The organism is Brevibacterium salitolerans (assembly GCF_039531405.1).
Lineage (GTDB): Bacteria > Actinomycetota > Actinomycetes > Actinomycetales > Brevibacteriaceae > Brevibacterium > Brevibacterium salitolerans.
Genome location: NZ_BAAAPZ010000006.1, coordinates 79,309 through 100,984 on the forward strand (window position 1 = coordinate 79,309; position 21,676 = coordinate 100,984).

General features: G+C 70.1%; 18 protein-coding genes and 1 pseudogene. 8 read left to right on the forward strand and 11 right to left on the reverse strand.

Features of this window, described 5'->3' with window-relative positions; genetic code table 11:
• Positions 1-35 precede the first annotated feature (35 nt).
• Positions 36-1,079 carry an enoyl-CoA hydratase-related protein gene (locus ABD240_RS08430; protein WP_291793252.1) on the forward strand — a complete coding sequence of 348 codons (1,044 nt, stop codon included), beginning with the start codon at positions 36-38 and terminating at the stop codon, positions 1,077-1,079.
• Positions 1,076-1,987, forward strand: coding sequence for an MBL fold metallo-hydrolase (locus tag ABD240_RS08435; RefSeq protein WP_291793255.1), 912 nt, complete (start codon positions 1,076-1,078; stop codon positions 1,985-1,987). The genes ABD240_RS08430 and ABD240_RS08435 overlap by 4 nt, the downstream gene beginning before the upstream one ends.
• A gap of 241 nt (positions 1,988-2,228) precedes the next feature.
• On the opposite strand, the gene ABD240_RS08440 is transcribed toward ABD240_RS08435, so the two are convergent.
• Positions 2,229-3,173 carry an NUDIX hydrolase gene (locus ABD240_RS08440; RefSeq protein ID WP_291793259.1) on the reverse strand — a complete coding sequence of 315 codons (945 nt, stop codon included), beginning with the start codon at positions 3,171-3,173 and terminating at the stop codon, positions 2,229-2,231.
• 262 nt (positions 3,174-3,435) lie between these two features.
• Here ABD240_RS08440 and ABD240_RS08445 point away from each other — a divergent pair, with 262 nt between their 5' ends.
• The 3 genes from ABD240_RS08445 to fabG all read left to right on the forward strand — a co-directional run bounded on the left by ABD240_RS08445 (position 3,436) and on the right by fabG (position 6,142).
• Positions 3,436-3,897, forward strand: a complete 462-nt coding sequence (locus ABD240_RS08445; protein WP_291793262.1) for a MaoC family dehydratase — start codon at positions 3,436-3,438, stop codon at positions 3,895-3,897.
• 201 nt (positions 3,898-4,098) lie between these two features.
• Positions 4,099-5,283 carry an acyl-CoA dehydrogenase family protein gene (locus ABD240_RS08450; RefSeq protein ID WP_291793265.1) on the forward strand — a complete coding sequence of 395 codons (1,185 nt, stop codon included), beginning with the start codon at positions 4,099-4,101 and terminating at the stop codon, positions 5,281-5,283.
• A gap of 115 nt (positions 5,284-5,398) precedes the next feature.
• On the forward strand, positions 5,399-6,142 hold the full coding sequence (gene fabG, locus ABD240_RS08455; RefSeq protein WP_291793268.1) for a 3-oxoacyl-ACP reductase FabG: 744 nt from the start codon (positions 5,399-5,401) through the stop codon (positions 6,140-6,142).
• Between the two features lie 201 nt (positions 6,143-6,343).
• Here the strand turns inward: fabG and ABD240_RS08460 are convergent, their stop codons facing one another.
• Genes ABD240_RS08460 through ABD240_RS08470 form a run of 3 tightly spaced genes read right to left on the reverse strand, consistent with a single transcriptional unit; the run spans position 6,344 to position 9,397 of the window.
• The gene (locus tag ABD240_RS08460) at positions 6,344-6,646 is read right to left on the reverse strand and encodes an AtuA-related protein (RefSeq protein ID WP_291793271.1); all 303 of its coding nucleotides are present in this window, start codon (positions 6,644-6,646) and stop codon (positions 6,344-6,346) included.
• A gap of 1 nt (position 6,647) precedes the next feature.
• The gene (locus ABD240_RS08465; RefSeq protein ID WP_291793274.1) at positions 6,648-8,075 is read right to left on the reverse strand and encodes an acyclic terpene utilization AtuA family protein; all 1,428 of its coding nucleotides are present in this window, start codon (positions 8,073-8,075) and stop codon (positions 6,648-6,650) included.
• Positions 8,063-9,397: a CitMHS family transporter gene (locus ABD240_RS08470; protein ID WP_291793278.1), complete on the reverse strand. Its 1,335-nt coding sequence runs from the start codon at positions 9,395-9,397 to the stop codon at positions 8,063-8,065. The genes ABD240_RS08465 and ABD240_RS08470 overlap by 13 nt, the downstream gene beginning before the upstream one ends.
• A 103-nt stretch (positions 9,398-9,500) precedes the next feature.
• On the opposite strand from ABD240_RS08470, the gene ABD240_RS08475 reads away from it, so the two are divergent.
• Positions 9,501-10,379: a LysR family transcriptional regulator gene (locus ABD240_RS08475; RefSeq protein ID WP_344336866.1), complete on the forward strand. Its 879-nt coding sequence runs from the start codon at positions 9,501-9,503 to the stop codon at positions 10,377-10,379.
• A 195-nt stretch (positions 10,380-10,574) separates the two neighbouring features.
• Positions 10,575-12,065: a cardiolipin synthase gene (cls, locus tag ABD240_RS08480; RefSeq protein WP_291793285.1), complete on the forward strand. Its 1,491-nt coding sequence runs from the start codon at positions 10,575-10,577 to the stop codon at positions 12,063-12,065.
• Positions 12,066-12,184: 119 nt separating this feature from the next.
• Here the strand turns inward: cls and ABD240_RS08485 are convergent, their stop codons facing one another.
• Positions 12,185-12,625, reverse strand: a complete 441-nt coding sequence (locus tag ABD240_RS08485; protein ID WP_291793289.1) for a hypothetical protein — start codon at positions 12,623-12,625, stop codon at positions 12,185-12,187.
• A gap of 143 nt (positions 12,626-12,768) precedes the next feature.
• On the opposite strand from ABD240_RS08485, the gene ABD240_RS08490 reads away from it, so the two are divergent.
• Positions 12,769-14,670 (forward strand): FGGY family carbohydrate kinase, encoded by a 1,902-nt coding sequence (locus tag ABD240_RS08490; protein WP_344336867.1) that lies wholly within the window; start codon positions 12,769-12,771, stop codon positions 14,668-14,670.
• 549 nt (positions 14,671-15,219) lie between these two features.
• On the opposite strand, the gene ABD240_RS08495 is transcribed toward ABD240_RS08490, so the two are convergent.
• From ABD240_RS08495 to ABD240_RS17115, 6 genes and pseudogenes are all read right to left on the reverse strand, one after another.
• The gene (locus tag ABD240_RS08495; RefSeq protein WP_291793294.1) at positions 15,220-16,170 is read right to left on the reverse strand and encodes an electron transfer flavoprotein subunit alpha/FixB family protein; all 951 of its coding nucleotides are present in this window, start codon (positions 16,168-16,170) and stop codon (positions 15,220-15,222) included.
• 57 nt (positions 16,171-16,227) lie between these two features.
• Entirely contained in the window at positions 16,228-17,019 is a 792-nt protein-coding gene (locus tag ABD240_RS08500) for an electron transfer flavoprotein subunit beta/FixA family protein (protein WP_291793296.1), read from the reverse strand.
• 86 nt (positions 17,020-17,105) lie between these two features.
• On the reverse strand, positions 17,106-18,530 hold the full coding sequence (locus tag ABD240_RS08505) for a CoA transferase (RefSeq protein ID WP_344336868.1): 1,425 nt from the start codon (positions 18,528-18,530) through the stop codon (positions 17,106-17,108).
• Positions 18,530-19,771 (reverse strand): acetyl-CoA C-acetyltransferase, encoded by a 1,242-nt coding sequence (locus ABD240_RS08510; protein WP_344336869.1) that lies wholly within the window; start codon positions 19,769-19,771, stop codon positions 18,530-18,532. Before ABD240_RS08510 ends, ABD240_RS08505 begins: the two co-directional genes overlap by 1 nt.
• A gap of 457 nt (positions 19,772-20,228) precedes the next feature.
• The gene (locus ABD240_RS17110; RefSeq protein ID WP_425547004.1) at positions 20,229-20,954 is read right to left on the reverse strand and encodes a pentapeptide repeat-containing protein; all 726 of its coding nucleotides are present in this window, start codon (positions 20,952-20,954) and stop codon (positions 20,229-20,231) included.
• 104 nt (positions 20,955-21,058) lie between these two features.
• Positions 21,059-21,586, reverse strand: a pseudogene (locus tag ABD240_RS17115) (VanZ family protein); the annotation flags it as partial.
• Positions 21,587-21,676 lie beyond the last annotated feature (90 nt).

Sequence of the window (21,676 nt, forward strand, 5' to 3'; positions counted from 1 at the left end):
GCTCCCGGACCCGCCGGCCCTGCCCGAGGAGGACGATGACGACCACACCCCCATCCGCGTCCCACGCACAGAGCGGGACGCCCGCACAGACTGAGACGCCCGCCCAGGCCGTGGCCCCAGCCCAGGCTGCCGCGCCTGACCGGGACTCCGCCGCTGCCGCGCCCGCCCAGGCCGCCGCGGGTGCCACCGCACCGGCACCTGCCGCTCCCTCACCGCAGACCCCGCCCGAGGCCTCGGGCACGGCCGTGCTCCCCGCGCCGGATGCGGTGCACGCCATGCCCGCAGGCACCGTGCGGATCGAGACCTACGGACCCGTCGCGCATGTGGTCCTCGACCGCCCGGACACCATGAACTCCGTGACGCCGGACGTCATGCGCGACCTCATCGCCGCGGCCCTGGAGCTGCGTGAGGACGGCACGGTGAACGCCGTGGTGCTCCGCGGCGAGGGACGCGCGTTCTGCGCCGGGCTGGACATGGGCCAGTTCAAGCGGCTGGCCGAGGGCGGCGCGGCCGGCACCCCGCTGGACCTCCCCACCGCCGCGAAGGCGCTCGCCCAGCAGTCGGTCGAGATGTTCTCGCACGTGCCGGTGCCGGTGATCGCGTGCCTGCACGGTCCCGTGCTGGGCGCGGGCTTTCAGTACGCGCTGGGGGCCGACATCCGCGTGAGCGCACCCGATGCGCGCCTCGGGCTCATGGAGGTCGTCTGGGGGATCGTGCCGGACATGATGGGCACGCAGCTGCTGCCGCGCCTCGCGGGGCCGTCGAAGGCCAAGCACCTCATCTTCACGTGCGACATGATCAGCGGTGAGAAGGCGCTGGAGTGGGGCGTGGTCGACGAGGTCGCCGCGGAGCCGCTGGAGCGCGCGCATGCGCTCGCGGTGCAGATCGCGGACCAGTCGCGGTCCTCGCTGGTGGCGGCGAAGAAGCTCGTGGACCTCTCCGCGACGGCCTCGCTGGAGGAGGGCCTCGCGGCGGAGCAGGAGGAGCTCGCGAAGCTCAAGGGGACGGACGAGCAGAAGGCCGCGATCGCGAAGCGGATGGCCCACCTGCAGGCGCGCAAGGAGAAGAAGCGGGGATGACGGTGGAAGGCAAGGACACGGGCCGGGCGTACAGAGGTGCCGCCGAGGCCGAGAGGCTGGGGCCGCACACGGTGCAGCTGCGTGCCGGGGGCGGGAAGTACCCGTACGGCTCGCCGCTGCTGGTGACGGGCACGGAGCGCACCGCGATGCTCGACTCGTGCCTGGAGGCGGTGCCCGAGGACGCGGACCTGCTGCTCATCAGCCACTACCACGAGGACCACACGGTGGGGCTGGGGAGCTTCCGGGGCGAGGTGCGGGTGCATGAGCGCGATCTCGACGCCGTGCGCGCGGAGGACGCCTTCGCCGAGGCGATGGGCATGTCCGAGGACGCGGTCGCCTCGGTCCGCCGGGACTTCGCGTGGTCGCCGGTCCCGCACGCGCAGGGCTTTGCGGACGGCGATGTCTTCGACCTGGGCGGAGGCGTGCGCATCACCGCGGTCCATCTTCCCGGACACACCCCGGGGCACTGCGGGTTCCTCGTCGAGCCGGACGGCGTGCTGTTCCTGGGCGACGTGGACCTCTCGTCGTTCGGCCCGCTCTACAGCGACGAGGAATCCGGCATCGCGGACTTCCGCGCCGCGCTGGCCCGCTGCGCACAGATCGAGGCGCAGGTCTTCACGGGCGCCCATCACAAGGGACCGTACCGGGACCGCGAGGAGTACCTCGCCGCTCTCGAGGCCTTCTCCCGTGTCCTCGATGCGCGTGAGCAGGCCGTCCTCGACCTCGTGCGCGCGGGAGCCGCCACGCCGGAGGAGATGGTGGGGAAGGGCGTCGTCTACCGTCCGGGCAAGCGCCCCAGCTTCGCGGACGGCGTGGAGCTGCGCACATGCGAGAAGCACCTGGCCGATCTCGCGGAGCGCGGAGTGGTCCGAGGCCCGGACGCGGAGGGGCGGTACACCCTGGCCTGAGGCGGTGCGCCGCGACGCGCCCGCGCCGCGGGTGACACTGCGCTATGGGTGACGCGGCGCTGCGGGTGACACTGCGCTGCGGGTGACACTGCGCTGCGGGTGACACTGCGCTGCGGGTTACGCGGCGCCGCGACGCGCCCGCGCTGCGGGCAACCGAACACACCGCCTATCGGTTCAGCCGCCCACATATGAGTGGGCGGCTGAACCGCTTCCCGGGCTGTGGTGCGAGCGCCCGGAGGGCTCAGTGGACGCCGGGGATCTTGGGGCGGATCGACTCGATGACGCGTTCGCCGCCCGTCGCAAGGTCCATGACGGCGCTCAGGTCGCCCAGCGCATCGAGTTCGGTGAGGAGCGCGAGCGTGGGGCGCATGAGCCGGAACCGTTCGGCGCGCTCGCCGTCGAGCAGTTCGCGGACGCCCAGCCACTCCGAGTTCGTGGCCTCCGTCGTCTGATGCGTGAGGGCGGAGAGCTCCGCGCCGCCGGTCACGTAGAAGTAGGTGTCGAAGCGCTTGGAGCGTCCCGGGGGTGTGACGAGGTTCGCCCAGGGATTCAGCGCGGCGGGCGCGATCCGCTGGCCGGTCTCCTCCTCCACCTCGCGCACCGCGCAGGCGAGGAGGGAGCGCACGCCGCCGGCTGCCTCGGCGTCGGTGCGCTCCCAGGCACGGGTGTGGGCGGCCTCGGCGGCGGGGTCCAGGGGAAGCGTGGAGGCCGTCTCATGGTCCGCGGGGTCCACGCGCCCGCCGGGGAACACCACCACGCCCGCGGCGAAGTCCATCGTCTTCACCCGGTGCTGCACGAACACCTCCAGCGGCGTGGACCCGCGGCCCTCCCGGAGCATGATGACGCTGGTGGCCGGTCGCACCGGGACCTCCCGCGAATAGTCCAGTGGCACGCCGGTGGACGAATGCGTGGGGCGGCCCCGGGAGTCGACGGACCCTCCCTGCGCGGATGAGCCCTGCGCGGCCGGACCCTGTGCCGAGGTCCCGGCGGCGGGGGCTCCCCGTGTCGCGCTCTTCTCATGGGAGGCGGCCCGCGCAGCGGCGTACTCGCGGGCTGCGTTGAGGTCGGCGGTGAGGTCGCGTGCGTCTGCTCCGCGCTGTGTCAGCGGGTCCGTGGCCTGTGACAGATCCGCGCGGTCGTCGCCCATCACGAGGGCTTCGAGGTCGACTGGCTTTCCGGTGCTCATCCGTGCTCCTTTGGTTCCGCCTGGCGGTCCGCATCGGCGGGGACCGTCCTGATCGATAGTATCCCCAGTGTGACTGATCACTCGTTAAGCAGCGTGCGAGCGCCCGGTGGAGGCGCGGTCGAGGCCTGTGCGGTGCGCGTGCCCCGTCCGCGGATGCGCCGATGGGCTGTTCCTGTGGCACCTGCGCGTCTACACTGTTGCTGAGAGTGTAAGCAGTCACGGTTCATTGATAGTAAATCTGTACTGATAGAAGGAGACCGCAATGGTGCGCACCATCAACGGAATCGCAGAACTCGAACAGCTCGTCGGCCAGGAGCTGGGCTCCAGCGACTGGTTCACGGTCGACCAGGACCGCGTCAACCTCTTCGCGGACGCCACCGGCGACCACCAGTGGATCCACATCGACGAGGAGAAGGCCGCGGCCGGTCCGTTCGGCGGCACCATCGCCCACGGCTTCCTCACCCTGAGCCTCCTGCCTGTCCTGGGCGCCCAGGTCACGGACGTCACCGGCATGAAGATGAAGATCAACTACGGCCTCAACAAGGTCCGCTTCCCCAACCCGGTGAAGGTGGGCTCCAAGGTGCGCGACGTCGTCACGCTCAAGGAGGTGGTCCGCAAGTCCTCCGGCGTCCAGGTCGTCATGGACCACGTCATCGAGATCGAGGGCCAGGACCGCCCGGCCTGCATCGCAGAGGCCGTCACCCTCATGGTCGAAGAGGACTGAACCATCCGTGTGCGGCCGGTTCAGGCGTGTGCGGGGAGCGCGGATGCGTGTCTCCGCCCGGCGTCTGAACCGGCTGTTCGCGGCTGAGGCAGCCGCCCGGGCACGCCGCGGCCGTCCGCTGTCATCCGCAGCACCGGACGGCCGACGACCCGCCCGGCAACCCGCTTCGCAGTGCGGTCGCATCACAGAATCGAGGAGCAGATGAGCACCCAGAACCCCTACCCCGGCAACCCCGGCATGGACGAGGAGACCTTCCAGGAGGTGCTCGCCACGGTGCGCGAGTACGTCCGCGAGCAGGTCGTGCCCCGCGAGCTGGAGATCGAGGAGACCGACGAGATCCCGCAGTCCATCCGTGAGGAGTCCGCGGAGATGGGCCTGTTCGGCTGGGCCATCCCGGAGGAGTACGGCGGCCTCGGCCTCAATGCGGAGCAGGACGCGCGCCTGGCGTTCGAGCTGGGCTACACCACCCCGTCCTTCCGCTCGCTGTTCGGCACCAACAACGGCATCGCCGGCCAGGTGCTCGTGAACTACGGCACGGAGGAGCAGAAGCAGGAGTGGCTGCCCAAGATCGCCTCGGGTGAGGCCATCGCCTCCTTCGCCCTCACGGAGGCGGACGCGGGTTCGGACCCGTCCGGGCTGACCACCAAGGCCGTGCGCGACGGCGACGACTACGTCATCAACGGCTCCAAGCGCTTCATCACCAATGCGCAGCTCTCCACGGTCCTCATGGTCTTCGCGCGGACGGACCCCGACGCCACCGGCACCAAGGGCATCAGCGTCTTCCTCGTGCCCACGGCCTCGGCGGGCGTCACGGTGGGCCCGCACGACAAGAAGATGGGCCAGGCCGGTGCCTGGACCTCGGAGATCTTCTTCGACGACGTGCGCGTGCCCGCGGCGAACATGATCGGCGGCGAGGAGGAGGGCTTCCGCGCGGCGATGGCCTCGCTCAACAAGGGCCGCCTCCACATCGGCGCCATGTGCGTGGGCCAGGCGACCCGCATCCTCGACGACACGGTGGAGCACGCCAAGAACGCCAAGCAGGGCGGCCGGCCCATCGCGGACTTCCAGCTCGTGCAGGCCCAGCTCGCGGACTGCTACACCGAGCTCGCCGCCGCACGCGCCCTCGTGCTGGACTCCGCCCGCCGCTGGGACGATGGCTCGGACCGGAAGCTGGGCCCCAGCTCGTCGAAGCTCTTCGCCTCGGAGATGCTGGCCCGCGTGGCCGACCGCGGCGTGCAGGTGCACGGCGGCATGGGCTACATGCGCGAGACGAGCGTGGAGCGTTTCTACCGCCACGCGCGCCTCTTCCGCATCTACGAGGGCACCTCGGAGATCCAGCGCCTCGTCATCGCCCGGCAGGTGCTCAAGGGCGCACACAAGAACTGAGGGCACACCGCGCCCGAGGCCGGCTGAGCTCCCCGCGCGGGGCGAGCCGGCCTCGGGCACGGGCCTGCTCCACCACACGAATCCTCACCACACGAATCTCTGAAGGAGAATGGACATGGCACTTCTCGAAGGCCGTACAGCAGTCGTCACGGGAGCCGCGCAGGGACTGGGCTTCGCGATCGCGGAGGCGTTCGTTGCCGAGGGCGCGAACGTCGTGCTGGGCGATCTGAATGAGGAGGCGGTCGTCGAGGCCGCCGCCAAGCTGGGTGTGGGCGACCGCGCTGTGGGCGTGGCCTGCAACGTCGTCTCGCTCGAGGCGGTCGAGGCGCTCTGCCGCACCGCGGTGGAGACGTTCGGCAGCCTGGACGTCATGGTCAACAACGCCGGCATCACGCGTGACGCCACCATGCGCAAGATGACCGAGGAGCAATTCGACCAGGTCATCGCCGTGCACCTGCGCGGCACCTGGAACGGCCTCAAGACGGCCTCCGGCATCATGCGCGAGCAGGAGAACGGCGGCTCGATCATCAACGTCTCCTCGATCTCCGGCAAGGTCGGCATGCTGGGCCAGACGAACTACTCCGCCGCCAAGGCAGGCATCGTGGGCATGACCAAGGCCGCCGCCAAGGAGGTGGGCTTCAAGAACGTCCGCGTCAACGCGATCCAGCCCGGCTTCATCAACACCGCCATGACCGCCGCCATGCCGCAGCACGTCATCGACTCCAAGCTCGCGGAGATCCCGATGGGCCGCCCCGGTGAGCCCTCCGAGGTCGCGTCCGTGGTGCTGTTCCTCGCCTCCGACATGTCCTCGTACATGACCGGCACTGTGCAGGAGATCGCCGGCGGCCGCCACATCTGAGCAGCGTGCAGCTGCCGCAGGTGAGCAGCGCGCAGTTGCCGCATCTGTGTGGAGCTCCGGCCGGCTTCCTCCGCGATCCCCCGCACCGCCTCGGTGCGGGGGATCGCCGTGTTCGGCCCGAGGGTCCTCTCATCTCCTTCGCCTGCCCGCCTCGGCGGGGCGGCGAATGGAATATGCGGGCACTTGTTCCTTCGGGGCTGCTCACTCCAGGTCGAGGTCGAGCAGATGGTAGCTGAGCGCCTTCCCGTGTCCGTCGAGGAGGGACGAACCGGTCACCCCTCCGCCCAGATATCCAGCGAGAGTGAAGGTGAGGGCCCGGAGGTGCGGCAGCTCGGTGCGGGAGACCCGCTCCACCGGGGAGCCGTAGTGCTCGGCCACCGCTCGCGGTGTGAGCTTCTCCGCGAGCATTTCGAAGCCGTCCTCGCTGCGGGCGACGACGGCGAGAATCAGCGAGTCTCCCTTGTCTCCTGTGCGGGCGTCCGCCAGCTCGTCGACACGGGTCATATCAGGCCTCCTCGTCGATGGTGCAATCCCCTGGCGCCGCAGTCCCTTCGCCCGTCGCGGGCCGGTGCAGGATCACTTCGGAGGAGACGGCGTCCCTGGAAATGCTTGCGGACTTCACGGCGATGACCTCACGGATGGAGTGCCGTGCGCCGCCTCCCCCTGCCGGGCCGTTGGTGTAGAGGGACTCGACCTCCCGGCCGACCGCCAGCGCCGCGCGCCGTTCGGGCAGGACGGCCGCCATCCTCAGTCGCACTTCCTCGGGAACCGCGGAGGGCGGACGTCTGAGGGCTGCGCCCGTGCCGATGAACTCGACGCCCACGTCCTCCGGGACGATGCCATGGACGCGGTCGAGTCTGCTCAGCACGACCTCCGCGGCGAGCTGAGCGCGGTCGAGGGCGCGCGGACCCGCATAGCTGATCTGGCCCTCGCCCTCCCAGCCGCCGTGGAAGCCGAGTGTCGCTTTGAGCTCTGCCGGTCTGGCGCGGCCGGTGCCGCCGCTCACCCGTACCTCGTCGGGGGCGAGCTGCTCGAACTGTGCCCGCGAGAAGTCGGCGATCACATCGGGCGTGAGGTAGCTGCGGAGATCGTTCACCTCGTAGAGGAGCTGCTCCGTGCAGGTGGCCGTGGTGACAGTGCCGCCCGTCCCCTGCAGCTTGGAAAGGACGGCAGAGGCATCGGCGGCCACGTCTGCGAACGGGAAGCCGAGGCGGTCGAGGCCGTCCACCGGCTTCGTGACGGGGTCCGCGAAGTATCCCCCGGTCACCTGCCCTGCGCATTCGAGGAGATGGCCGATGAGGGTGCCCCCTCCCAGGCGGTGCCAGTCGTCGGGAGCCCAGCCGAAGCTGTGGCACAGCGGCGCCACGTAGAGGGAAGGATCCGCGACCCTCCCGGTGATGACGATGTCAGCTCCCCGAGCCAGCGCACTTATGATTCCGCTGCTGCCCGCGTAGGCGTTCGCCGAGATCAGCGCCGACCCGGCAGATGAGACGGGTCTTCCTGTCTCCCAGAGCACCGGGTCCGCAGCCGCAACGGCTGCCTGTACGTCGTCACCGGTCACGGCTGCCACTGTCAGAGGTATGCCCCGCTGGGCGAGCAACTCTGCCACTGCACGGGCGGCCGCAAGGGGATTCGCCGCGCCGCCGTTGGTGATGACCGTCGTTCCATTGGCCGCGCAGTGCGCAGCTACGGCGTCGATGCGTTCGAGCAGCATGGGGTCGTAACCGGTGTCGGGGTCGTGGAGCCGCCTGAGCTGGGCTGCTGCAACAGTCCGCTCGCCCAGGAGTTCGAAGACGAGGTAGTCCAGCATTCCGAACTGGGCCAGCTCTACAGCAGGGTCGATCCGGTCACCGGCGTATCCGGCACCGGCGCCGAGGCGGATGTGCCCGGGATCCTTGGGACGCGGACGGAGCGCGGGTGTCAGGCGGTCCATGCGGGGATCACTCCCATCAGTACGGCGACGACGAGCATGACGACGCTGACGATCCACGCCCATCCGATCAGATTGAGGATATGCCTGCCGATCGACACCCCGCCAAGGCCCACGAGGAGGTAGAACGCCCCGGTGAGCGGGCTGATCGGGAAGCCGACGGTCTCCTGGCCGATGATCGAGGCCTGTGCGAGCACCACCGGATCGATGCCGTGTTCCGCTCCCACCGCGGTCAGGACCGGCAGCACACCGAAGTAGTAGGCATCGGGGCCGAAGAGAAGGCTCATCGGAACGCCCAGAATCCCGACGAGCAGAGGCAGGACGGGCATGAGCCCCGTGGGGAGGACGCCGGCGGCGCTCTTGGCCATCGCCGCGATCATGCCGCTCTCCTCGAGCACCCCGAGGAGAACACCCGCGGCGAGGAGCGTACTCGCCATGAGCATGGCGGACTGCGCGCTGTGGTCGAACTGTGCGACCTGGCTCTTCATGCCGCGGTGGTTGAGGAGCAGGGCGAGGATAGTTGCGACCATGAACACCATCGCCGGGGAGACGATGCCGGACATGAGCACACCCAGGGCGGCGAGGAGCAGGAGGCCGTTTGTCCACTGGCGGAGAGCGCTCCGCGGCACGGGTGCGGTCGGGTGGGCTGCATCCGTACTCGCGGGCTCTCCCTCACCGTGGCCGTCGGTGAAATCCGCCGCACCGCCGCGGGCCAGGCGGCGGGCTTCACGATGTCCGAGGAGGAATGCGATAGCGAGAGCCGCCGCGATCCCCACGATCTGGGCAGGGATGAGGGGGACCCAGAGCTCGTTCGCATCCACCCCCACGGTCACTGCTGCGCGTGCGCTGGGGCCGCCCCAGGGCAGGATGTTCATCACTCCTGCTCCCAGTCCCACACATGCCGTCAGCGTGAGCCTGCTCATCCCGAGGCGCTGGTAGAGGGGGAGCATGGCCGGAATGGTCACGAGGAAGGTCGTCGCTCCTGCGCCGTCGAGATGGGCGACACATGCGAGTGCGGTGGTGGCCACGGTGACTGTTCGGGGAGAGCCGCCACCGAATCGCACGAGGGCGTCGATGACGGGATCGAAGAAGCCTGCGTTCCTCAGGATCCCGAAGAAGACGATGGCGAAGACGAACATCACCACGACGTCGACGACCCCGGCGACTCCCGTGCTGAGGAAACCGCTCACCTCTCCGGGTGGGTTGCCGGCGATGAGAGCTGCGACTATGGGCACACCCGCCAGCGCGACGACGGGGGAGACGCGCTGCGTCAGCAGCAGCGCGAGGATGATGAGCATGGTGGCATAGCCGATGAGCGAAAGCATCGTCGATTCCCTTCTCGGTGTCCCGTCCATGCTCCGACAACCCAGGAAAAGCGTCCAATACCGGTTCTCTCTGAGGACATAACCTGAACGCATGAACTTGGGGATGAGGCACTTGACCTCCGTCGTCGCGCTGCACCGCCTGCGCAGCTTCACGCTTGCGGCCGCGGAGATGGGCGTGAGCCAGCCTGCGCTGAGCCGGACTGTCGCAGAGGCGGAGAGGCGCATCGGCATCAGACTGTTCGTGCGGACCTCGCAGGGGGCTGTTCCTACGGATGCGGGGACTGCCGTTGCCGAACGTGCGGCGACTGCCGTGCGAGCGTTCGAGGACGCAGTGGGCTTCGCCTCGGCGTATTCCGCAGGCTCGGTCGGGTCCGTGCGCCTGGCATGTCTGCCGTCGGTCGCGGCCACCGTGCTCCCCGCAGTGGTGGCGGGATTCCGCGATACGTACCCGGACGTGCAGCTTGTGCTCGAGGACGGTCAACAGGACACAGCGATGGCGCTCGTCGCCGAAGGCGGTGCTGAGCTGGGTCTTGTGGCAGTAGACGAGGCTCTGCCTGCTGGGATCCGGGCAGAGGTCGCGATCCGCGACGGGTTCGTGGCAGCGGTGCCGTCGGGACACGAGTACGCAGACAGGGAACTGCTGCGGTGGACGGATTTCCAGGCGCAGCCGTTCGTTGCGTTCGACGCGATCACCAGCATCGGCCCTCTGGTGCGAAGAGCACTGGCCCAGCAGCGGGTGCGCGTCTCGGAGATGGTGAGTGCAGGGAGCATCGCGGCGGTGGGCGGTCTCGTCGCCGCGGGGATGGGCATGACTGCGGTGCCGCGTTTGGTAGTCCCGCTCATGCAGCTCTCGGGCATCGTCATCATCCCTCTGGAGGAACAGGTGGAGAGGACCCTCGCGGTAGTGCACAGGGCAGGTATCGGGCTCAGTCCCGCAGCGGAACTCTTCCGCGGCGCGCTGCTGGAGCATCTACGTTCCTGAGGCCGGATCGGGGTATCGCCTCTGGAGCCCAGGAGGTTCCCTTCACCACCCCATCGCAGCTGAGTGGCGAAGGGAGTGCGTGGGTCCTCGCCCGTCGGGGCCGGGTGCAGACGTCCGCCGTGTCCGGCCCGGACGATAGGCTCATGGCGTACACACTTCCCACCTCCGCAGATGCGCCTGCGACTAGGAGCTGCCATGGACACCGCCGGGCTCGTGCAGTGGGCGCAGTCGCAGCTGCCCGGGTGGACGGCGTTCGTGGTCCTGGGCCTGGATCTCGCGATCCGGGTGATCGCCCTCGGCACCATCCCCTACCGCCGCAAGCCGGAGGTGGCGCTGGGGTGGCTCATGCTCATCTTCCTGTTCCCCTTCCTGGGGCTGCTGGTCTACCTCTTCCTCGGCTCGCCCAAGCTGCCGCTGCGCCGGCGGGAGAAGCAGCACGAGATCAACCAGCTGGTGAAGGAGGAGGCAGGCCACCAGGCGATCGTCGGGAAGCACGACCATCTGCCGCTCCCGCTGTCCACCTCGGCCCAGCTCAACTACGAGCTGGGCGCGCTGCCGATGGTCCACGGGAACGACTTCACCCTCCTGCAGGACTCCTCCGAGTGCATCCGGCTCATGAAGGAGGCTGCGGAACGCGCTGTGGACTACGTCCACTTCGAGTTCTACATCGTGGCGCTCGACCAGGACACGCAGGGACTCATCGAGGCGATGCTGGCCGCGCACCGCAGGGGTGTGCGCGTGCGGATCCTCGTCGATCACGTCGGGTCGCTGGGGTATCCCGGGTACAAGCAGCTCGTGCGGATGCTGGACGAGTCAGGCGTTCCCTGGCGCCGGAGCCTGCCCATCCGCCCGTGGAGAGGCGAGTACCAGCGGCCGGATCTGCGCAATCACCGCAAGATCTTCGTGGTCGACGGGGAGGTGGCCTATACGGGCTCCCAGAACGTCATCCACCCGTCCTACAACAAGCGGGCCAACCTCCGGCGCGGGCTGCGGTGGAAGGACCTCATGGTGGAGTGCCGCGGGCCGGTCGTCGACGAGCTCAACGCGGTCTTCGCCTCGGACTGGTACTCGGAGACGGACGACATCCTCTTCGACGAGTTCGAGCGGCAGCTCGACCTGCCCGACGACGGGGGCATGCTCGCCCAGGTGGTGCCCTCGGGGCCGGGGTTCGAGCAGGAGAACAACATCCAGCTCTTCACCCACCTCATCTACAACGCCAATGAGAGCGTCGTGGTGTGCTCGCCGTACTTCGTGCCGGACACCGCCCTGCTCACCGCGCTGAAGACGGAGTCGCAGTCCGGCGTGGCGGTCAGGCTGTACGTGGGTGCGACCAGCGATCACTGGGTCACCGCCAAGGCACAGGAGTCCTACTACGACGAGCTGGTGGAGGCCGGGGTGGAGATCTACCAGTACCACGCCCCCACGGTGCTGCACTCGAAGTTCATGATCGTGGACGACCAGGTCACCGTCATCGGCTCCTCGAACATGGACCAGCGTTCGTTCTCCATGAACCACGAGGTGTCCCTGTTCGTCATCGACCGGGACTTCGCCGCGCAGATGTACGAGCTGGAGGAGCAGGACTACCGCGCCCACTCCGCGCAGCTCAATCCCAAGGTCTGGCGGCAGCGGTCGATGATGCGCAAATACATCGAGAACGTCTGCCGGCTGACCTCATCGCTGCTCTGAGCGCGTCTGTGCCCCGTCCGAGGCGGTGGGAGGTGCGCCGGTGAATCCTCTTCGCGTGTGAGCGCAGTGCGTGCGTCTGTACCCCGCCGGCTCCGTACGGGGCACAGACGTCCTGCAGCTCAGCGTTCGTGCAGCGGTCCCTCGTCCTCCATGGGCGTCTCGGGATCGGACTCGGAATCCGGATCGAGCGCGATCTCCCCGTCGCCCAGGGGCGGGATGTGCTCGGGTTCCAGATCGAGGTCCGCCTCCGTCTGCTCCTCGGCGGAATCGGGGGCCGAGGCCGCGTCCCCGGTGTCCGAGGCGGTCCGGTGCTCCACGGCCTCCTTGAGCTCTCCGGCCTTCTCCGCGGCCGCGGCGGCCGCGTGCTTCACGCCCGCCGCCACCTCCGGCGCCTTGTCCTTCACCGCCTCGCCGGCTCGTCCGACCTGTTCCCGGACCCGCGGGTCGGAGACGAGCTCGTCGAACCGGGCGCGGAGCTTCTCGTAGCTCGATCGTCCGGAGTACGAGCCGATCACGAACCCGATCCCCACGCCTGCGAGCAGTATCAATCGCTTCTTCATGGTCTCCTCGGTCTCCTCCTGCCGGAACGGGTGTACGGCACCAACCTATCGCCGTTCGTGACGCCGGTCACCACCCCTTCCGGGTGCGGGGGAGACGCGGCCGGACTTTCGGCACGCGCGAGCGCGCTCACTACGATGGTCGGGTGACCTCGTGCTCCTCCACCCCTCGCCCCTCCGCACGTCCGGACACGGAGCCGTCTCCGGATCCGGCGCCCGGGTGCATCGCCGCCCTCGACCTCGGCACCAGCCACGTGAAGGCCGCGCTCGTCGACGCCTCGGGCCGAACCCTCGCCGAGGCCGCCGCACCGCTGCCCACCGAGCGCGGACCGCACGGGCGGATGCATCAGCATGTGTTGGACTGGCAGACCGCCGTCCGTGCGGTGCTGGGGGAGCTTCTGGGCCTGCTCTCGGGGGAGGGCCCTTCTGCCGCAGAGGGACCGTCGGCCGAGGAGGATGCGCTCGCTTCGCTCGGTGCTTCCGCCCAGCCCGGAGATCCCGGTCAGCCCGAGGGTTCCGTCCCGCCGGGAGAGCCCGCTCCGTCGGCCGCGCCCATCCCGCCGCTCCTCGCCCTCGCGGTGACCGGTCAGATGCAGGACCTCGTGCTGCTCGGTGCCGCCGGCGAACCCACACACCCGGTTGTCCTCTACTCGGACACGGAGGCGGAACCGGAACTCGCGGAGCTCCTCGCGGCGCGCCCGGACTGGGCGGCCCGCCTCCTGCTGGCTCCCGGCCCCGATGCGCTCCCGCCCAAGCTGCTGCGTCTTGCCCGCACGGAGCCCGAGGCGATGCAGCGCTCCCGGCGGATCCTCTTCTCCGCCGCCGGCTGGCTGGGCTTCGCGCTCACGGGCAGGAGCGTCTGCGACAGGCTGACGGCCAGCACCACCTCGGCCTACTTCACGCGGACCGATGACTGGTTCCCGTTCGGTCCCGTGTTCGAGCCGCTGGCCTTCCCGGAGCTGACGGACCCGGGAACGATCGGCGAGGTGACGCCCGAGGCCGCAGCGCAGTTCGGACTGCCTGCGGGGCTGCCGGTGGTCATGGCACTCGGCGACGCGGGCGCGGCGACGGACGGCATGGTCGGCAGCATGCCGGGAAGCCTCTACCTGCACCTGGGCACGACGGGCTGGGCCGCGCACGTGCATCCACGGCCGGCCTCGGCGCTGCCGCTGCCGTCTGAGACCGGTGAGCCCGGCACACACCACCGCCTCACCCATCCGGCCGGGCACCTCGCGCTCGCACGTATGCCCGAGGCCGGGGAGGCCCTGGAGCGGGTGCGTCGCAGGGAGCTCGGTCTCGAAGACCCGCACTCCGAGGCCGCACATGCTGCCGCGGAGGCCGCTCTCCTCCGTGCGCTCGCCGCGGAAGCGGGAACGGGCGGAGGTACGGCCACGGAGCGGGGAGCGGCGCGGAATGATGCGGTAGGGAGCGGCGCGGCAGAGAGCGGCGCGGTGGTGCGCGGTGCGGCGGCGCGCGGTGCGGCGGCGCGCGGTGCGGCGACGGGTGGCGCTGCGGAGAGTGGCGCGGAGAGCAGTGCGGCGAGCGGCGCGGCAGAGAGTGATGCGGAGACGGGTGGCGCTGCGACGGGTGGCGCTGCGGAGAGCAGTGCAGAGAGCGGCGCGGCGATGGGTGGCAGCAGTGCTGCCGGCAAGGCAAGGGGCCCTGGTGGTTCAGGCGCAGCGGGCAGCGCAGGGGTGAGCGCAGCGGGCAGCGCAGGGGTGAGCGCAGAGAACGGCGAAGTGCCGGACGCCAGCGGTGTGGAGGCGGCGGGGGAAGGCACCACGGACGCCGATCGTGCTTACCTCGCCGCAGTGCGTGCTCTTGCCGGAGAGGTGCGCGAGCTTCTCGTCCGCCTCGATGCCGCGCCGGAGGTGCTGCCGGCCACCGGGGGAGTGGTGCGTTCGGCGGCCGTGCGGACGGTCCTCGAGGCTGAGCTCGGGGTTCCGGTCGTCCTCCTGCCGGCTGCCGAGGCCGGACTGCGCTCCTGCGCCCGCGTGGGTTTCGAGGCCTTGGGCCGCGAACACACGATCACGCCGCTCGTACACTGAGCCGAGTCACCGAGTCACCGAGTCACCGAGTCACCAAGCCGCCCAGCCACCGAGACCGCGGGCAATGGCCCCGCGTGTCCCCTCATGAGCATCCGCGGGGATGACACCCGCTTCTCGCCCAGACACCCGCGAATTCGCGTGAAGAAGTGGGTATCCGAGACGAGAAGCGGGTGTCATGCTGACGCGAAGCGGGTGCCCAGGACGGGTATGGGGCGCGCGGCAGAAGAGGCGGGTGCGCAGGATGTTGCGCGGCATGCACGTGGAGCGCGGCGACAGACCTCCGAGGCCGCGGCGGCATGCGGAGAGGCGCGCACCTTCGTTGCTGACGCGGCCCGCACGGATCGCAGCGCTTCACACAAAGCGAAGGGGCTCTCCCACCCACATATATGTGGGTGGGAGAGCCCCTTCACGGTGCTTGCGCTGATGCGGCGTTCACGCGACGCCTGGGCGCTCACGTCTTGCGCCAAAAGCGCCGCTGCGAACCTAGGCATTCACGCTGACGCGCCACGGCACCGAAGCGCCTCGGCGCAAGCGCCGCCGCGCTCACGCTCACTTGCGTGCGTTGACCGCCTCGGTGGCCTGGGGGAGGACCGAGAAGAGGTCGCCCACGACGCCGTAGTCGGCGAGCTCGAAGATGGGAGCCTCGTCGTCCTTGTTGATGGCGACGATGTTCTTCGAGGTCTGCATGCCGGCGCGGTGCTGGATGGCACCGGAGATGCCGGCGGCCACGTACAGCTGCGGGGAGACGGCCTTGCCGGTCTGGCCCACCTGGTGCGAGTGCGGGTACCAGCCTGCATCCACAGCTGCACGGGAGGCGCCCACGGCTGCGCCCAGGGCGTCCGCCAGGGCCTCGACGGGGGAGAAGTCCCCGCCGGTGCCGCGTCCGCCGGAGACCACGATCGCGGCCTCGGTGAGGTTGGGCCGGCCGGAGGCGGGCTTCTCCTCGACGCGGACCACGCGGGCGGTCTTGGAGGCGTCGGAGGGCGCGAAGGAGACGGACTCCACGGCCGCGGCGCCGGAGGCCGGCTCGGCGGAGACGGAGTTGGGCTTCACGGCGATGAACGGCGTGCCGGCGGTGACCTTGGCCGTCGAGTTGTAGGCGGCGGCGAACACGGACTTCGAGGCGGTGGCGTCGGCGGCCACGTCCACGGCGTCCGTGATGAGGCCGGAGCCGGTCTTGATCGCGGCACGGGCGGCGATCTCGCGGCCGTCGGCGGAGGCCGGGACGAGCACGGCGGCCGGCTGGCGCTCCGTGACGAGGTGTGCGAGCAGCTCGGCGGCCGGGGCCACGAGGTACTCGGAGTAGGCCGCGTCCGAGGCCACGAGGACCTTCGCGGCACCGTACTCACCCAGCGTGGGGGCGGCGGCCTCGCCGGCGGCGGCATCGCCCACGAACACGGCGACGGGCTCGCCGATCCGCGCGGCGGCGGTCAGCAGCTCGAAGGTGGACTTGCGGACGCTGCCGTCCGCGTGATCGACGAGAACGAGAACTTCAGACATAGGGTTCTATTCCTTACGCGAGGAGGGGCTGGAGGTGACGGGCACTCTGGGCGCAGCTCAGACGAGCTTCTTGTTCGCGAGCCACTCGACGAGCTTGGTGCCGCCGTCGCCCTCGTCCGTGACGATCTCGCCCGCGCTGCGCGGAGGAGCCGCGGAGAGCTCGACGAGCTGGACCAGCGCGCCGGCGCCGCCCACCTCGGCCGCATCCAGACCCAGGTCGGCCAGGTCGTACTGGGCGACGGGCTTCTTCTTCGCCTTCATGATGCCCTTGAAGGAGGGGTAGCGCGGCTCGTTGATCTGGTCCGTGACGGAGACCAGGGCGGGCAGCGCGACCTCGACGTGCTGGGAGGCGACGTCGCCGTCACGGCGGATCGTCGCGGTGGTGTCGGTCACCTCGAGTGCGGAGCCCTGCGTGGCGGCGGGGCGGCCCAGCAGCTCCGCGACCATGACGGGGACGACGGACATCTGTCCGTCCGTGGAGGCGAGGCCCGTGATGATGAGATCCACCGGGCCCTCGTCGGCCTCCACTTTGCGCACGGCGGCGGCGAGGATCTTGGCGGTGCCCACGGCATCGGCGCCGGAGATGGCGTCGTCGAGCACGTGCACGCCCTTGTCCGCGCCCATCTGCAGGGACTTGCGAACGGCGTCCTTGGCCTCCGCGGGACCGACGGTGAGGGCGATGGTCTCCGAGCCCTTGTCCTTGTCGGTGAGGTTGAGAGCCTCTTCGATCGCGTACTCGTCGAGCTCCGACAGCAGGCCGTCGGTCTCACGGTCGACGGTGTTGTCGGACTCGAAGGAGCGATCGCCGGCGGCATCCGGCACGTACTTGACAAAAGTGACAATCCGCATGTGGGTGATTCATCCTTCCTGGGGAACCGCTGGCCCGGGGACGCGGCGACGTACGCACCGCTGCGGGGTCGGGTTCTCTAACGTTATCAACTGTGAATGATACCTGCGTCACAGAGTCTGCCCAGCTCGGCATGGCTCAGACCCAGACGGGCGCTCAGCACCTGCTGCGTGGCGCCTCCGAACACGGTCGGGCTCTCGTCGCCCAGGTACTCGCCGTCGAAGCGGATGGGGTTCGCCCCCACCAGCATCGTGCCCAGCTCCGGGGACTCGAGGGTGCGCAGCACCCTGCCGCCGAGGCCGGCCGGGGTCCCGCTCGCCTGTGCGCCTTCGCCGGTGCCGGAGCCCGCCGTGCCCGAGGCCGGAGCGGTGTTCGCGGCCGCCGTGCCGTCCTGGCTCACACCGCCGTCCGTGCCCACACCGTGTGCGGCCGCGACGCTCGCGGCGACCTCGGCCGTGGTGCGGTAGGGGGCCCACAGCACGGCGGTGCCCTCGAAGGCCTCGGTCACCTGCGCGAGCGTGCGCGCGGCGAACCACGGCTTGAGCAGGGACTCGAGGGTCTCCCGCAGCCCGTAGCGCTCGGACTCGTCCGCGAGGTCCACGCCCAGTGCGCTCTGCAGGGCCTCGACGACCGCGGTCATCCCGGTGGCCTCCACGAGGCCGGCCCACTGGCGACGGGTGATGGCGGTGACCATGACGGAGCGGCCGTCCGCCGTGGCGAAGTCCGTGCCGAAGCTGCCGAAGATGTGGTTGCCGTGCTTGGCGCGCTGGCTGCTCAGCGCCTCCGTGTACCAGCCCAGGTTCGCCACGGCGGCGAACGCGATGTCCGCCAGCGAGATCTCCGAGTACGCGCCCCTGCCGGTGGCCTGGCGCTGGAGCAGGCCCGTGACGACCGCGGTGGTCGCGGCCTGGCCGCAGAGCAGATCCCAGGCGGGCAGGGCGTGGTTGACCGGCGCTGAGGAGCCCACGGGGCCCGTGATGCCGGGGATGCCGGTCTCCGCGTTGACGGTGTAGTCCACGCCGGGGCCGCCGCTGGGGGAGCCCTGGACCTTCACGTGGATGAGGTCCGCGCGCCTGGCGCGCAGGGCCTCGTCGCCCAGGAAGGGGCGGCCCACGTTGTTGGACACGAAGATGCCGTTCTTCGAGGGGTCGTCACCGCCGGCCGTGATGAGCGCCTGCGCGAGCTCCTGGCCCTCCGGGCTGCGGAGATCCAGCGCGACGGACTGCTTGCCGCGGTTGAGGGTGCCCCAGTAGATGGAGTGGCCCTCGGCATTGAGCGGCCAGCGATCGATGTCCGGCCCGCCCTTGAGGGGGTCGATCTTGATGATCTCCGCGCCCAGCTGGGCCAGGCCCAGGCAGGAGGAGGGGCCGGCGACGAAGGAGTCCTGCTCGACGACGGTGATGCCCGCGAGCGGGCGCGCCGGGGCCTGGGCCGTGCCCGAGGCCGTGGCGGCTTCCGCTGCTGTGCCCGTGCCGGCCTCGGGCGCGGGGGTGGTGCCGGAGGTCTCCGCCATCAGGCGTCCACCCGCTCGAAGACCGCGGCGAGGCCCTGGCCGCCGCCGATGCACATGGTCTCGAGGCCGTAGCGGGCCCCGCGGCGCTCCATCTCACGGGAGAGGGTGGTGAGGATGCGCACGCCGGTGGCGCCCACGGGGTGGCCCAGGGAGATGCCGGAGCCGTTGACGTTGGTGCGGGCGAAGTCGTCCTTGCCGAATCCCCACTCGCGGGTGCAGGCCAGAGCCTGGGCGGCGAAGGCCTCGTTGAGCTCGATGAGGTCGATGTTCTTGAGCTCCAGGTCTGCGCGCTGCAGTGCCGCGGCGGTGGCCGGGACCGGGCCGATGCCCATGGTGCGCGGCGGGACGCCCGCCAGTCCCCAGCTCACGATGCGGACGAGGGGCTTGAGGCCCAGGGCCTCGGCCTTCGCGCGGGTGGTGACGATGGTGGCCGCGGCGCCGTCGTTCTGGCCGGAGGCGTTGCCCGCCGTGACGGTGGAGGCGGGGTCCAGGCCCAGACGCATCGGCTTGAGCTTGGCGAGCTTCTCCACCGTGGTGCCGGGGCGGATGTGCTCATCCGTCGTGATCTGCGTCTCCGGGGTCTTGCGGGTGGCGGCGATCGTGACGGGCACGATCTCCTCCGCGAAGGTGCCGTTCTCCGCCGCCGCGGCTGCGCGGCGGTGCGATTCCGCGGCGAGCTCGTCCTGCTCCTCGCGGGAGATCGAGTACTCCTCCCGGAGGTTCTCGGCGGTCTCGATCATGCCGCCCTCCACCGGGTAGTTCCTGCCGCCGGCCGTGAGACGGCCGCGGACCAGGCTGTCCTTGAGCTCGATGTTGCCGCCGCGGACTCCCCAACGGATCTCCTCGTTGAAGAACGGCGCGCGGGACATGGTCTCCGCGCCGCCGGCGATGATGAGTTCCGCGCCGCCGGTCGAGATCGCACCCATGGCGTCGATGACGGCCTGCAGGCCGGAGCCGCAGCGGCGGTCCACCTGGCGGCCGGGGACCGTGACGGGCAGGCCTGCATCGAGCGCGACGACACGGCCGATGGCCGGGGCCTCGACCTGCGGGTAGCACTGCCCGAAGATGACGTCGTCGATGACCTCGGGATCCAGTCCGGTGCGCTCGATCAGCGCGGAGACGACGGTGGTGCCCAGCACCTCCGGCGCGATGTCCTTGAACTGGCCGCCGTAGGCGCCCACTGCGGTGCGCAGCGGTTCGCAGATGACGATGTCAGATGCAGATGCAGGTGCGTTCGACACGATCTCTCCTCGATGAGTGTGGTGTGGCTCCTACTGTCCCACGCGCATCTATACCTGTCTAGTTGATAGTGGCATCGAATTGATGCGCACAGGTGGAACAGTCGGGGGCGTGCGAACCGAAGACTGGGGCATTCGGGCGAGATTGTGGCTGCGCGTGCGGGGTCTGAGGTGTGCGGGCGGGACCCCTGGGTGCGCATGGTCCATCCGAATGCGCCTGCTCGTGTCCCGGTGGCCTCGCCTGTCGCCTCGCGGCCCCCCTCCCGACGCTCGCCCCCCCAGCCGCATATTCCGATTCTGGATTGCTCGTTTTCCCCGGCCGACGTCGCGGAGATGGCTGGGTGAAGTGATCAGTCCAGCTCTGGGGCATGGGTGAGTGTGGGGGACTGGCGCAGGGATGAAGGCGTGGGCGGAGGTGGGTGGCGCTCAGGTGCGCGAGGTGGGCACGGCGTCCTGGGGCTCACTCCGGGAGAGGATGCCCGGGAGCCCCCGGCCGCGCTCCATTGCGAGCACGAACACCGCCCCCACCAGGAGGAACAGGAATCCGAGGCTGCCGGTGGCGGAGATGAGCTGATAGCCGCCGATCCCGCCCAGCCAGCGCAGGATGCGGCCGGGCGCGGACAGGGCGTGTGCGCTTGCAGTCGGATCGGTGATCATGCCCGCGGGTGCGTCCGGGGCAGGACCGAGGGCTGAGGCGGAGCCCGTCCCGGAGGCGGGGTCCCAGGAGGAGGCCGAGGCCGCGGTCCCGGAACCTGCAGTTCCGGAGCCTGCAGCTCCGGAGCTTGCTGTCCCGGAACCGGCAGCCCCGGAGGTCGCAGTCCTGCTGTCCGCGGGTGCTGCGGAGGCATAGCGGATCGCGACGGTGTGGTCGCCCGGTGTGCGGCCGGTGAAGAGGGTGAGGAGACCTGTGACCGCGACCGTTCCCCAGATTCCCAGGGCGGTGCCGAGGTCTCCGGAGGAGTCCGCCCGCAGTTCGCCCGTGAGCGCGTACTCGAGGAGATTGATCGTCACCGTGATCGTCGTGGAGAGCAGGGTGGCGAAGAGGAGATCGCAGACCGCGCCCAGGACGCGTCGCCGCTTGGAGACCGGACGGGGCCTTCTTGCGGTGCCCGCGCTCGACTCGAGTGCAGACCTGTCCCCGCCGGCCGCGTGCGCAGACGTGCCCGCGTCGGCCGTGACTGGGGATGGGCCCGCGCCGGCCCCGGCCTCGGGCGCGGTGCTCATGCCGGCCTCACCTGCGGCAGTGCCTGCGGCCAGCCGCCGCAGCAGTGCGAAGGCGGCCGCGAGGACTCCGCCCAGGAGTGCGCCGACGGTGTTCGCCATGAGGTCGTCGACGTCGAAGAGCCGGTAGGCGCAGGGATAGAGCCCCCACAGTCCGGTGAGCTGCGTCGTCTCGATGCAGAGCGAGACGGCGAAGCCGAGCACGGTGGACCAGATGATCCCGCGTCCCCACAGCCAGCGCAGCAGGATGCCCAGTGGCAGGAACAGCAGGATGTTGAAGGCCACCTGGAGGACGGCGGGATTGTGCAGGAGCGCGCGCGGGCCCGAGGTGTCGAACGTCCGGACGTCCGCGAGGAACTGGAAGGGGGTGAGCTGGGCGGGCGCACAGCGGATCTGCGCGGGGTCCGGCAGCGGCAGCAGGGTGTAGGTCCACAGCGCCATCGCGTAGATGAGGAACGCCGTCCAGAGGAGGGTGCGCAGCAGCGTGAGATGTCCGCGTCGCCGGTAGTTCGCGTACACGAAGGGGACGAACAGCGCGACGGCGATGAGGATGCCCACGCCGATCGCGACCGCTGCCGAGAGGACCTGACCGTTCATGGGTCAAGATTCTCACGCGGACGGCGGCCCTGAAGGCGGCCGCGGCGAGGAGGTCTCTCCAGAATCACACGCGGACGCGGACGCGGAGGG